General features: G+C 70.6%; 12 protein-coding genes and 1 pseudogene. 5 read left to right on the top strand and 8 right to left on the bottom strand.

The window, feature by feature from the left end; all coding sequences use genetic code 11:
- The 4 genes from NON22_RS13655 to NON22_RS13640 form a co-directional block, all read right to left on the bottom strand.
- Nucleotides 1-441: hypothetical protein (locus tag NON22_RS13655; protein WP_257387492.1), on the bottom strand; the 441-nt coding region annotated here is incomplete at its 3' end.
- On the bottom strand, nucleotides 438-830 hold the full coding sequence (locus NON22_RS13650; protein WP_257387491.1) for a BlaI/MecI/CopY family transcriptional regulator: 393 nt from the start codon (nucleotides 828-830) through the stop codon (nucleotides 438-440). The genes NON22_RS13650 and NON22_RS13655, both read right to left, overlap by 4 nt.
- Nucleotides 831-1087: 257 nt before the next feature.
- Nucleotides 1088-3163 (bottom strand): TonB-dependent copper receptor, encoded by a 2076-nt coding sequence (locus NON22_RS13645; RefSeq protein WP_425507980.1) that lies wholly within the window; start codon nucleotides 3161-3163, stop codon nucleotides 1088-1090.
- A gap of 32 nt (nucleotides 3164-3195) precedes the next feature.
- Entirely contained in the window at nucleotides 3196-3468 is a 273-nt protein-coding gene (locus NON22_RS13640) for a hypothetical protein (protein WP_257387489.1), read from the bottom strand.
- Nucleotides 3469-3581: 113 nt separating this feature from the next.
- Here NON22_RS13640 and NON22_RS13635 point away from each other — a divergent pair, with 113 nt between their 5' ends.
- Nucleotides 3582-3860, top strand: coding sequence for a pentapeptide repeat-containing protein (locus NON22_RS13635; RefSeq protein ID WP_257387488.1), 279 nt, complete (start codon nucleotides 3582-3584; stop codon nucleotides 3858-3860).
- Between the two features lie 45 nt (nucleotides 3861-3905).
- Here NON22_RS13635 and NON22_RS13630 read toward each other — a convergent pair whose 3' ends face one another.
- The 4 genes from NON22_RS13630 to NON22_RS13615 all read right to left on the bottom strand — a co-directional run bounded on the left by NON22_RS13630 (nucleotide 3906) and on the right by NON22_RS13615 (nucleotide 8279).
- Nucleotides 3906-4673, bottom strand: coding sequence for an isocitrate lyase/PEP mutase family protein (locus NON22_RS13630; RefSeq protein ID WP_257387487.1), 768 nt, complete (start codon nucleotides 4671-4673; stop codon nucleotides 3906-3908).
- A 161-nt stretch (nucleotides 4674-4834) separates the two neighbouring features.
- Entirely contained in the window at nucleotides 4835-6097 is a 1263-nt protein-coding gene (locus NON22_RS13625) for a hypothetical protein (RefSeq protein WP_257387486.1), read from the bottom strand.
- Nucleotides 6098-6229: 132 nt separating this feature from the next.
- Nucleotides 6230-8125 (bottom strand): potassium transporter Kup, encoded by a 1896-nt coding sequence (locus NON22_RS13620; protein WP_257387485.1) that lies wholly within the window; start codon nucleotides 8123-8125, stop codon nucleotides 6230-6232.
- A gap of 13 nt (nucleotides 8126-8138) precedes the next feature.
- Complete coding sequence (locus NON22_RS13615; RefSeq protein ID WP_257387484.1) at nucleotides 8139-8279, bottom strand: hypothetical protein; 141 nt, start codon at nucleotides 8277-8279, stop codon at nucleotides 8139-8141.
- Nucleotides 8280-8519: 240 nt separating this feature from the next.
- Here NON22_RS13615 and NON22_RS13610 point away from each other — a divergent pair, with 240 nt between their 5' ends.
- The 4 genes and pseudogenes from NON22_RS13610 to NON22_RS13595 form a co-directional block, all read left to right on the top strand.
- Nucleotides 8520-9227, top strand: coding sequence for a TorF family putative porin (locus NON22_RS13610; RefSeq protein WP_257387483.1), 708 nt, complete (start codon nucleotides 8520-8522; stop codon nucleotides 9225-9227).
- 45 nt (nucleotides 9228-9272) lie between these two features.
- Nucleotides 9273-9362, top strand: a complete 90-nt coding sequence (kdpF, locus tag NON22_RS13605; RefSeq protein ID WP_257387482.1) for a K(+)-transporting ATPase subunit F — start codon at nucleotides 9273-9275, stop codon at nucleotides 9360-9362.
- A 10-nt stretch (nucleotides 9363-9372) separates the two neighbouring features.
- Nucleotides 9373-11082 carry a potassium-transporting ATPase subunit KdpA gene (gene kdpA, locus NON22_RS13600; protein WP_257387481.1) on the top strand — a complete coding sequence of 570 codons (1710 nt, stop codon included), beginning with the start codon at nucleotides 9373-9375 and terminating at the stop codon, nucleotides 11080-11082.
- 27 nt (nucleotides 11083-11109) lie between these two features.
- Nucleotides 11110-11477 (top strand): annotated as a pseudogene (locus NON22_RS13595) (hypothetical protein); the annotation flags it as partial.

Raw genomic sequence — 11477 nt, 5'->3', positions numbered from 1 at the left:
GAGCGCGGGCGCCGCCCGGGCCGACCGCCGCAGGCGGCGCGCCTGCCGCCAGCCGTCGGCGAGGCGCATGAGCTGCCACAAGGTGCCGAGCAGCCAGACCAGCAGCAGCGCCGAGGACAGCGACCACGGAATCTCCAGATAGAGCCAGTCGGCGCGCTGTCCGGCCTCGTACACGGCCTCGGTCGGCGCCACGCCTTCCGCCGGCAGCGCGACGATGCGATCGGGCTGGACTTCCGCCGACGGCAACGTCGTCGTCCAGCGCGGAAGAAACGATGCGAACGGCAAGATCACCGCGAGCACGAATACGGCCAGCAGCAGCCACGAGCGCCGCTCGGCGCCGAGCGCGCGCGAGCGCATCACCAGCAGCGCGATGCCGCAGAGCGCGGCGCCGAGCAGCAGATGCCGGACCGCGAACGCCAGGGCGAGGTCGACGAGGTTCATTTGCCCCTCCGCGCCTTGGCCGCGGCGACCTTGCTCCGGAGCGCCTTGATCTCCGTTCGGCTGACGCCGTGCTCGCGGAACAGGTGCTGCGCGAGCAGATCCGGCGAGCCGTCGAAGAACTGCGTGAGCAGGTGTTCCAGCGCCTGCGCGCGGGCCTGTTCGCGCGTGATCGCGGCGCGGTAGATGAACGCGCGCCCTTCCGCGCGGTGCGTGACCAGTTCCTTCCTGGCCAGCACGTTCAACATCGTCAGCACCGTCGTGTAGGCGACGGGCCTTTGCTGCGCGAGCGCATCGGCGACCTCGCGCACCGACGCTTCGCCCTTGTCCCACAGCACTTCGAGAATTGCCTGCTCGGACTTCGTGAGCGTCGGCGACGAGGGCCTGGCCATGCCGAACCTACGTATCAATTAGTTGATCGATCAGATCACGAGCCATGATCTGCTGTCAACTAACGAATTCGTAGACGAGCCGCCGCCGAGAAACCGCCGCGGCGCGGCCGGCTCGCGGGCCGGAGGCGGCTGTCCGGCCCGGTGCGGGCCGACCGCGCACGGAAATAATATTTATCTTTTTCCACTATTCTGCAATCCGGCGCGTCGCGCAGCTGCCGCGCCGGCTCCCGGGCCGGCGCCGGCGCCCGTCGGCAACATCAGAACCGCAGATCCAGCTTGCTCCAGACCATCCGCCCCGGCTCGTTGATCCGCACCGGATCGGCCGGATAGCCGAACGCTGCATTGCCGGCAAGATTGAGATGCTCGGTGTAGTTGCGGTCGAACAGGTTGTCGATGCCGGCGGTCAGGCGCACGGCGTCGCCGAAGCGATAGCCCGCATTCGCCGAGACGATGCCGAAGCCCTGGCTCGGCCCGAGGTCGCGGCCGACGACGTTGCCTTCGTCAATGGCGACGCGGTGCTGTGCGGCGACGAGGCGCCACAGGCCGCCGAACGACCAGGCGCCGCGGGCCCAGTCGGCGCTGAGGCGCGCTTCCAGCGGCGGGATCTGCGCGAGCGCATGGCCGTCGCTGCGGTTCTCGCCCCAGGCATAGGCCAGGGTGCCCTGGAGTTTCCAGCCGGCGGATGGCCGCAGCGAAACGCCGGCTTCGCCGCCGCGGATGCGCGCGTCGATGTTGTCGACCATCGTCGTCGTTCCCATCATGCCGCCGCTGCCGTAGCGGAACAGGATGAAGTCGTCGATGCGCCCGGCATACAGCGAGACCCAGGCGCCGGTTTTCGCGCCGGCGTATTGCAGTCCCGCATCGAGCTGGGTCGTGCGCTCGGGCTTTACGGCGCTGAACGGATTGACCGTGCCGGCGCCGGCCGTGTCGGCGGAGAACAGTTCCCAATAGTCCGGATAGCGTTCGACCGTGCCGGCGCCGGCATACCACGCGAACGGCGCGGCCGCGAGTTCCTGTTCGAAGCGCACGAAGCCCGAGACTAGGGTTTCGCGGCGGCGCTGGCCGGCGGTCGGATTCGGCATCGGCATCATGCCGCCGGTGGTCGTGCGCTGGTCGGTCGCCGCGGCGCGATCGGCGCGCGCGCCGGCGACGACGCGCTGCGCATCGCCGAGGCCTAGCGAGCTTTCGACGAACACGCCCGTCGTGCTGAAACGCGCGTCCGGCGTCCATGGCAGCGCCGCGTACGTGTCGACGCCCATGCCGTTGCGTTCGCGGTGCCGGTTGCGCTGATGGTCGGCGCCGGCGATCACCGTCACCGGCTGCCATTCCCAATGCGTCGCGATGCGGCCGCCGCTCGTGCGCCGGTCGACGTTCGAGGCCATGGGCATCGGCATAGGGCCGCTGCGGTCGGGCTCGCGCAGGCTGTAGTTGTCCATGACGTGATCGGCGTAGTTGGTGTACGCGCTCGCCTCGATGGACTGCAGCGCGCCGGAGAAGCCGCCCTGCTCGAAGCGCAGCCCGGCGCTGTCGCGACGGAACTGCGCGCCGTCCATGCCGCGGCCGGCGTAGCGTGCGTAGCCGTCGCCGGCGCCGATCGTCGCTTCCAGCCGCGTGTCGGCGTTCGGCGTCCAGCCGACGGTCGCATCGCTGTTCCACTTGTACCAGCGCGACGGCACGCGACGGCCGTCGCCGTCTTCGTAGTCGTCGGACTCGGCGCGGTTGGCCGTCACGCGCGCGAACGCGTGCGGATTGCCGACGGCCGCGTCGACGACCGCGTCGCGGCGTCCCCACGAGCCGACCAGCGCCGACGCGCTGCCGCGCGCGCCGTCGTCGACGAAGGATTCGGCACGGCGCTCGAAGCGCACGGTGCCGGCCGAACCGCCCGGCCCCCAGATCACCGACTGCGGTCCCTTGATGACGGTCAGCTTGTCGTAGGTTTCCGGCGCGACGTAGGACAGCGCGTTGTCCATGCGCGCGGGACAGGCGCCCATCATCGTGCCGTCGTTGGTCAGCAGGTTCAGGCGCGAGCCGAACATGCCGCGCAGCAGCGGATCGCCGTTGGTGCCGCCATTGCGCAGCACGGCGAAGCCCGGGATGGTCTTGAGGTAGTCGGCGCCGTCGCTGGCCGGCACGGGCTGGCGCGGCTGCTTCGGATCGGTCTCGATCGTCAGCGCGGCGCTCGGCGCGAGCGCGGTGATGACGACGGCCTCGGTGGTCCAGGCCTCGTCGTCGTTGCCGGCGGCCGCGGTCTCCGCAGCGGCCGGCAGGGCGAGCACGGCGGCCAGCGCGGCCGTCAGGGCGGCGGGGCGAAACCGCCCCGCGCGTTCGTACATCGGCATCGTCATTCCCGGTATGTCAGTCCCGGTCAGGTTAGCGAGCGCGCCGCGCGCCGCCCTGCGACCGACGGTCGCACTGCGGCAATTTGCCCGCTTGCCGAGTCGCGCCGGCACTGCTGCGCGAATGACTGCATCAGGAAACCAGGCGCGACGCCGCGGGCCGGATCGGCGCTGTTCGCTTGTGCCCGCCCGGGCGTTCTGCGCTGGGCGGCGAGCGGCGGGACAAGTCGGAGATCGCCCGCCCAGCACTCGCCGCGACCGTCGATCATGCCCCGCCAGGAAATGCCGATGAGCGCCGTCATCACGCATCTCGCCGCACTACTGCAACGCCTCGACGGCGGGCAGACGGTGCCGCTGGCGGGAACGACCTTGCGCGGACTGGATCTGTCCGGCGTCGATCTGAGCGGACGCGACGGTGACCGATTCGATGCTCGACGAGGTCCGTGCCGATCGCGGTCGCTTCATCGGCGCGTGGTTCGAGCGCTGCTCGCTGCGCGGCGCGAGCTTCCGCGACGCGAATCTGCTGAAGGCCTGCTTTCGCGAAGCCGATCTGCGCGGCGGCGATCTGCGCGCGGCGGACCTGCGCCGCACGCATTTCGACAGGAGCGACCTGCGCGGCGTGAATTTCCGCGGCTGCGACACGCAGGGCCTGCGCCTCGACGCGGTCAGCGTATTCGGCCCGCCGGCTCGGTGATGCGGCGGCGCTCCGCGCCGATCAGGGCTTCGCGGCGTTGCGCGCTCAGGCGTACAGCGCCGCGGCCGCGTCCTGCACCGCCTTCATCGCCGCGAGATACGGACCGGGTCCGTAGCTGATGCGCGCGACGCCGGCCGCGGCGAGTTCGGCCCGGGCCGGCGTGGCCGGCATCACCATGACGTTGACCGGCAGCGGCGACGCGCGTACGACGTCGGCGATCAGCCGCGCATCGACCAGGCCCGGCACGAAGATGCCGTCGGCGCCGGCCGCGGCGTAGGCCTTTGCGCGTTCCACGGCGGCGGCGACGGTGGCCGCGTCGTGCGCCTCGGCCTTCTGCTGGAAGAACACGTCGGTGCGCGCATTGATGAAGAACGGAATGCCGCTCGCGTCGGCCGCCGCGCGCGCCGCCGCGATGCGCGCGGCGGCCTGGTCGAGCGGACGCAGGCTGCCGTCGGTCGGGAAGCTGTCTTCGAGATTGCAGCCGACCGCGCCGGCGGCGATCGCCGCGGCGATCGTGCGGCCGACGTCCCCGGCGCCATCGCCGTAGCCGCTTTCGAGATCGAACGTGACCGGCAGCGGCGTCGACGCGACGATGCGCCGCAGATTCGCGAGCGCCGTTTCCAGCGGAATCCGTTCGCCGTCGGCGTAGCCGTTGGCCGCGGCGACCGACCAGCTGCCGGTCGCGAGCGCCGGCGCGCCGGCCGCGGCGACGGCTTTCGCACTGCCGGCATCCCAGATGTTGAACAGGACCAGCGGCGTGCCGGGCTGGTGCAGCGAACGGAAGGCCTGGGCCTGGGCAAGCGATGCAGTCATGGGGTTCTCGATCGATGGCAAGCCGCGACGGCGGCGACGGCGCGCAGCTTCGCCGCTGTGCGGCGGCGCCGCAATGACCTGCGAGGTCATGGCGGCTTGATCTCCGGGGTCCGGCGCGCGCGCGTGGGGCGCGCCGGCAGGGACGTGTGCGACGCGCGGTATCAGCGCCGCGGCGGTCCGGACAGGAAATCGTCGGCGCGCAGTCCGCGCAGGATCTCATGGCGCGGCATCCAGTAGAACGCGTTCGTGCGCGGCTCGCCGTCGGGCCAGGCCGGCCGCATCGCGTAGTCGATCTCGCGCTCCAGGCGCTCGGTTTCGTCGCGCGTCGCGAAGCCCAGCCAGACCATCGCCACGAGCAGCACGAACCAGTACAGCGCATCCAGCGGCGGCCAGCCCAGCCAGGCATATGCCGCGAGAAACGCGATCCAGCCGGCCGTGCTCGCCGCGGCGAGTCCGCCGATCCGCGCCGGGCTGTCGTGCCACCCGCGCAGCCAGGCATTCGCGATGACCTGGGAAATGCCGAAGAACGCCGCCGCGGCGACCAGCACGACGGCGTTGTACGAGGTCGCCGCGAGCAGGGTGTCCAGTCCCGCGAACAGCCAGCCGGCGACCGCCGCCGCGAGCAGGACGCGGAAGCCGTTGCGCAGCGACACGCGCAGGCGCAGCGCCGCGTCGAGCCGGTCGAGCATCGCGACATAGTGCAGGCCGACGAACAGCATCGCGAGCACGAGGAAGGCCGGCAGCCCGTCGAGCAGCGCCGCTCCCGGCTGCGCGGCGAACGCCTCGCCCGCGGTCGCGCGCGTCTGCAGCAGCAGCACGAGCGCCGCGGCCGCCAGCGCGAAGGCCGAGAGACCCACGCGCTCCCGCAGCCGCCTGCGCCGTGCCGCGGCGCGGCGCGCAGGACGGTCCACCTTGGCGACGTCGGCGAAGGCCTCGGCGATCCGGCCGGCGATCTCCTCGCAGCGGCCGACGCGCGATTCGACGTAACGGCCGATCTGCTCCAGCCGCGCCTCGTGCGCGGGCTGCGCGCCGCTGCCCAGGCGCGTGAACACGATCGGCATGTCCAGATGCAGCGCGAGATAGGCCTCGAAGTCGGTATAACCGAGCTCGCCGGCCTCCGCCGCCGGCAGCACCGCGTGCCGCGCGAGCCAGTCGCGGAACTCCGGCACGGTGCGCAGCAGTTCCTCGTACTCGGTGCGCGCGACGCGCGCCGGCGGCTGCGCGCCGATGACCTGCACGACGAGATCGGCGTCCTGCAGATAGCGGTAGATCTTGACCAGGGTGCCGAACGGACTCGCGCTGTCGACGAAATCCTCCTGGATGCGCAGCTCCACGCCGTGTTCGGCGAGCTGCGCCTTCAGCGGCTGGCGGAACGCGCCGAGCTCGCGGGTCACGCAGGAGAGGAACACCTGTCTGGACGACATGCGGCACGGTCCGGAAGCGGAAGGTCGGCACGCCGCGCCGCCGGCAAGCGACGCGACCGCCGTCACCACTGCCGCGTCGCGCGGCATCCTCTCAGCGGACGCGGCGGGACCCGGCCGGACCCGCCGCCGTTTTCAGATCTCGACCTGGCTGCCGAGTTCGACGAGCCGGTTCGGCGGAATGCGGAAGAACGCCGTCGCCGGCGTCGCGTTGCGCGCGAGATAGGCGAACAGCCGGTCGCGCCAGAGCGCCATGCCGGGCCGTTCGGTCGCGACGATGGTTTCGCGGCTCAGGAAGAACGTCGTGCGCAGCGGGTCCACCGCTTCGCCGTCGAGCACGAGTTGCTCGAGCGCGGCCGGCACATCGTCCTGCTCGGCGAAACCGAAACGCAGCCGCACGACGTGGAAGCCGCCGCCGAGTGCTTCGACCGCACGCCGTTCGCCGGGCTCGGCGAACGGCGTGTCCAGGGTCTCGACGCTGACGATCAGATTGCGTTCGTGCAGCACCTGGTTGTGCTTGAGGTTGTGCAGCAGCGCGTGCGGCACGCCGTTCGGATCGCCGGTCAGGAACGCGGCCGTGCCGAGCGCGCGTTGCGGCGGGTGCGCGGCGATGCCGAGGACGAAATCGGCCAGCGCGATCTTCTGCTTGCGCATCGCCTGCATCAGCAGGAAGCGCCCGCGGCGCCAGGTCGACATGATCAGCACCATGACGAGGCCCAGCGCGAGCGGGAACCAGCCGCCGTCGCCGAACTTGAGCAGGTTGGCGCCGAAAAAGGCCAGATCGACCACGAGCAGCACGGCACCGAGCGCGAGCACGCAGATCCGCGGCCACTGCCAGAGCCGCCGTGCGACCAGCAGCGCGAGCAGGGTCGTCACGATCATGGTGCCGCTGACCGCGATGCCGAACGCCGCGGCGAGGCGCGCCGCCGAACCGAACCCGGCCGCCGCCGCGAGTACCAGCACGAACAGCGCCGCCGTGACGCCGGGCAGGTAGACCTGGCCGCGCGTGTCCTCGGACGTGTGGATCACGCGCATGCGCGGCAGATAGCCCAGGTGAATGCCTTCGCGCGTCATCGAGTAGACGCCGGAGATGATGGCCTGCGAGGCGATCACGGTCGCGGCCGCGGCCAGCCCGATGACCGGATACAGCAGCGCCTGCGGCACGAGCCGGTAGAACGGATTCGCCGCCGCCTGCGGATCGCCGATCAGCAGCGCGCCCTGGCCGAAATAGCTCAGCAGCAGGCAGGGCAGCACGACCAGGCTCCAGCTCACGCGGATCGGCGGACGGCCGAAGTGGCCCATGTCGGCGTACAGCGCCTCGGCGCCGGTCAGCACGAGCACGACGGCGCCCAGGGTCGTGAAGCCGGCGAAGCCGTTGGCCAGGAAAAAGCCGATCGCGTGGTGCGGGCTCAGCGCGGCGAGCACCTGGGGCTCGCGCAGCAGCGCGTTCAATCCGAGCAGGCCGATGCTCACCAGCCAGACCAGCATGACCGGGCCGAACAGCCGGCCGACGCTTGCGGTACCGCGGCTCTGCAGCGCGAACAGCCCGATCAGGATCACGATCGTGATCGGCACGATCCAGCGCGCGAGCGACGGTGCGGCGACGCCGAGCCCTTCGACCGCCGACAGCACCGAGATCGCCGGCGTGATCACGCCGTCGCCGAAGAACAACGCGGCGCCGAGCAGGCCCAGCGCGGCGACGCCGCGACTCAGGCGCGCCTGCCCGCGCGCGGCGCGCTGGGCGAGCGCGAGCAGCGCCATGATGCCGCCTTCGCCCTTGTTGTCGGCGCGCATGATGAACAGCACGTACTTCAGCGACACCACGCCGATCAGCGACCAGAACACCAGCGACAGCACGCCGAGCACGTTGGCCGGCGTCGGCGCGACGCCGTGCGTGCCGAAGGCTTCCTGCAGCGCGTAGAGCGGGCTCGTCGCGATGTCGCCGAACACGATGCCGAGCGCGGCGAGCGCCAGGCCCGGACGTAGTCGCTCGGCGGGAGACGGCGCCGAGGCCGTCAGATCGCTGGACATGACCGGCTCCCGTTCATCGTCGCCGCCGGCTGCGGTCGACGTGCGCGGTCGCGCGCGGCGGCACGCGCACCCGCCGTCGCAGAACCCGGTGCGACAGGGCCGCAAAGCCCAGCAGACCGACCATACACAGCAGGATGAAGCCGAAATCCGACACGCAGCGCTCCCGGAAAGTCCGCGGCGAGTCTGCGGGAGACCGGCATCAAGGGACCATTCGCCGGTCCGGCGGAGCGCGTAAACAAATCATCAACAGCGACGGCAAGGGGCCGCCTCCGCGCACCGAATTTACGCAGGCTTTACGCGCCGGACCGCGCGCGCATCTGGTTCGTTTACGGCCCGTGGGCGAACACTTCCGCTGCTCCGAACCGGAGCCGGAAACTCAGAGACAACGACGGCGATGAACGCCACTGCCACACCCCCGATTCTTCTGCTTCCTCTCGCCGCCGCGGCGCTGTTCGCGTTCGCGCCGGCTGCCTCGGCGCTGGACTTCAGCGGTTCCGCGACCGCGACCAGCGACTACGTCTTCCGCGGGATTTCGCAGACCCGGGGCGACGCGACGCCGCAGCTCGGCGTCAAGCTCGCTTCCGACACGGGCTTCTACGGTTCGCTGTGGGCCTCGCGCGTCGACTACGGCGACGCGCTCGGCAGCGACGCCGAGCTCGATCTCGTTGCCGGCTGGAACCGCACGTTCGCCGAGCGCTGGAACCTCGATCTGAACCTGACGCGCTTCACCTATCCGGGCACGCGCGCAACCGCCGATCTCGACTACAACGAAGTCATAGCGACGCTGACGCTGGACCAGCGCTGGTGGGCGATGCTCGGCTGGTCGGAGAACGCGCTGGCCAGCGGCGAGCGCGGCGTCTACGCCGAGGTCGGCGCCAAGTTCCCGGTCACCGACGCGTTCCGCTTCGAAACCGTGGCCGCGCACTACGACCTCGAGGACGCCTACGGCGACAGCTACAGTCGCGCCCAGGTGTCGGCGATCTACACGATCGGCAAAGTGGACTTGCGCGCATCGGGCCACTGGACCAGCGACTCCGCCAGGCGTCTGTTCCCGGGTGTCGCCGGCAGCCGCTTCGAGGCCGCCGTGAGCTGGAATTTCTGAACCCTGCGCCGGCGCCACGGCGCCGGCGCGAAAACCGCCGGGGACATGAACATGTTCACTATCTTCCTTCTGCTGCTGAGTCTCGCGCTCGGCGGCTATCTGCTGGTCGCCCTGCTGCGGCCGGACAAGTTCTGAGGAGCGCGCCATGGGCGAAATCCTGCTGATCCTCCTCCTCGCCGTCGCGCTGGCCTGGCCGCTCGGCCGCCATCTCGCGAGCGTGCTCAAGGGCGCGCCCAGCCGCGCCGACGTCGTGTTCCTGCCGGTCGAAAGCGTGATCTACGGCCTGCTGCGCGTCGACCCGCAGCGCGGCATGACCTGGCGCGGCTACGCGGCCGCGTTCCTCGTCAGCAATGCGCTGCTCGGCGTGTTCGCCTGGCTCGTGTTCATGTTCCAGGACCATCTGCCGCTGAATCCGGACGGCATCGCCGGCATGCGCTGGGACCTCGCGCTGCACACGGCGATCTCGTTCCTGACCAACACCAACCAGCAGCACTACTCCGGCCAGGCGCAGCTGTCGTATTTCTCGCAAACAGTCGGCATCGTCAGCCTGCAGGTACTCACGCCGATGATGGGCCTGGGCATCGCCGCGGCGATGCTGCGCGGCCTGTTCGGCGGGCGCGACGCGGCGACCGCCGCCGAAGGCCAGGCGCGCGACCTCGGCAACTACTGGGTCGACGTCACGCGCCTGGCGCTGCGCGTGTTCCTGCCGCTGTCGCTGATCGTCGCGCTCGCGCTGACGTCGCAGGGCGTGCCGAGCACGTTCGCCGGCGCGCAGACCGCGCAGACCGTGGACGCGAGCGCCGGCATGACCGAGCAGACCATTCCGGTCGGCCCGGTCGCGAGCATGGTCGCGACCAAGCAGCTCGGCACCAACGGCGGCGGCTGGTACGGCCCGAACAGCGCCGTGCCGCTGGAGAATCCGACGCCGCTGTCGAACGCACTGGAGATCGTCAGCATCATCGTGCTGCCCATCGCCGTCGTGTTCATGCTGACGCCGTTCACGGGCCGGCGCCGGCTGACCGCGCTGGTGTTCGGCGTCATGGGCACCTTGTCGCTGATCTCGATCGGTACTGCGGCCTGGTCGGAACGCCAGCCCAACGCGGCCGTGGCCGGGCTCGCGGCGGCAGCGCCCAACTACGAGGGCAAGGAAGTGCGTCTCGGCGCCGACGCGTCGGCGCTCTGGGCCGCGGTCACGACGCAGACCTCCAACGGCTCGGTCGACGCGATGCACGACTCGCTGAACCCGCTGGCCGGCACCGTGACGCTGACCAACATGCTGATCAACTCGATCTGGGGCGGCATCGGCTGCGGCCTCGTCGGCCATCTCGTGTTCCTGCTGCTGAGCATCTTCATAGCCGGGCTGATGATCGGCCGCACGCCGGAAGTGTTCGGGCGCAAGCTCGAGACGCAGGAAGTGCGCCTGCTGTCGTTCCTGATCGTGCTGCAGAGCCTGACCATACTCGGCTTCACCGCGCTCGCGCTCGTGATCCCGGACGTGGCCGGCAACTCGAATCCGGGCCTGCACGGCATCGCGCAGGTCTTCTACGAATACACCTCGGCCTATGCGAACAACGGCTCGGGTTTCGAAGGCCTCGGCGATGCGACGTACTGGTGGAACCTCAGCGCCTCGGCCGTGCTGCTGCTCGGCCGCTATCCCTGCCTGCTGATCCCGCTGATGGTCGCCGGCAGCCTCGCGCAGAAGCGCCAGGCGCCGGAAACCGCCGGCACATTGAACATCGAGAGCGTGACGTTCGGCGCGACGATGATCGCGGTCATCGTGCTGATCACGGTGCTGTCCTATCTGCCGGCGCTCGTGCTCGGCACGGTCGGCGAACAGCTGATGCTGGCTGGTTAATCGGCCTACGGAAGAATCGAAATGACCATGACTACCTCCTCCCGCCACGGCCTCAAGGCCCATGCGGCGCGCTTCACCGCGCAGACCCTGCAGGAAGCCGTGCGCGACGCGTTCGGCAAGCTCGCGCCGCGCGCGGCGATGAAGAACCCGGTGATGTTCGTCGTGCTCACGGGCACGCTCGTGACCGGCGGCGTCGCCGCGCACTCGCTCGCGACCGGCAAGCCGTGGGCCTATGCGTTCGTCGTCGCGCTGATCCTGTTCGTGACCGTACTGTTCGCGAACTTCGCCGAGGCCGTCGCCGAAGCGCGCGGCCGCGGCCAGGCCGCGAGCCTGCGCGCGGCGCGCTCGCAGCTCGTCGGCCGGCGCTGGCGCAACGGCCAGTACGAATACCTGCC

Origin of the sequence: Tahibacter caeni, from assembly GCF_024609805.1 — a bacterium.
GTDB classification, from domain to species: Bacteria; Pseudomonadota; Gammaproteobacteria; order Xanthomonadales; family Rhodanobacteraceae; genus Tahibacter; species Tahibacter caeni.
The sequence above is the reverse complement of the archived record's forward strand: the minus strand, read 5'-3'. Positions and strand labels throughout refer to the sequence as shown.

Excerpts from the sequence above, each read along its gene's own strand:
- NON22_RS13650 (WP_257387491.1), bottom strand. The coding sequence starts at position 830 with ATGGCCAGGCCCTCGTCGCCGACGCTCACGAAGTCCGAGCAGGCAATT.
- NON22_RS13620 (WP_257387485.1), bottom strand. The coding sequence starts at position 8,125 with ATGTCCAGCGATCTGACGGCCTCGGCGCCGTCTCCCGCCGAGCGACTA.
- kdpA (WP_257387481.1), top strand. The coding sequence starts at position 9,373 with ATGGGCGAAATCCTGCTGATCCTCCTCCTCGCCGTCGCGCTGGCCTGG.
- NON22_RS13610 (WP_257387483.1), top strand. The coding sequence starts at position 8,520 with ATGAACGCCACTGCCACACCCCCGATTCTTCTGCTTCCTCTCGCCGCC.
- NON22_RS13625 (WP_257387486.1), bottom strand. The coding sequence starts at position 6,097 with ATGTCGTCCAGACAGGTGTTCCTCTCCTGCGTGACCCGCGAGCTCGGC.
- NON22_RS13645 (WP_425507980.1), bottom strand. The coding sequence starts at position 3,163 with ATGTACGAACGCGCGGGGCGGTTTCGCCCCGCCGCCCTGACGGCCGCG.
- kdpF (WP_257387482.1), top strand. The coding sequence starts at position 9,273 with ATGAACATGTTCACTATCTTCCTTCTGCTGCTGAGTCTCGCGCTCGGC.
- NON22_RS13630 (WP_257387487.1), bottom strand. The coding sequence starts at position 4,673 with ATGACTGCATCGCTTGCCCAGGCCCAGGCCTTCCGTTCGCTGCACCAG.
- NON22_RS13640 (WP_257387489.1), bottom strand. The coding sequence starts at position 3,468 with ATGACGGCGCTCATCGGCATTTCCTGGCGGGGCATGATCGACGGTCGC.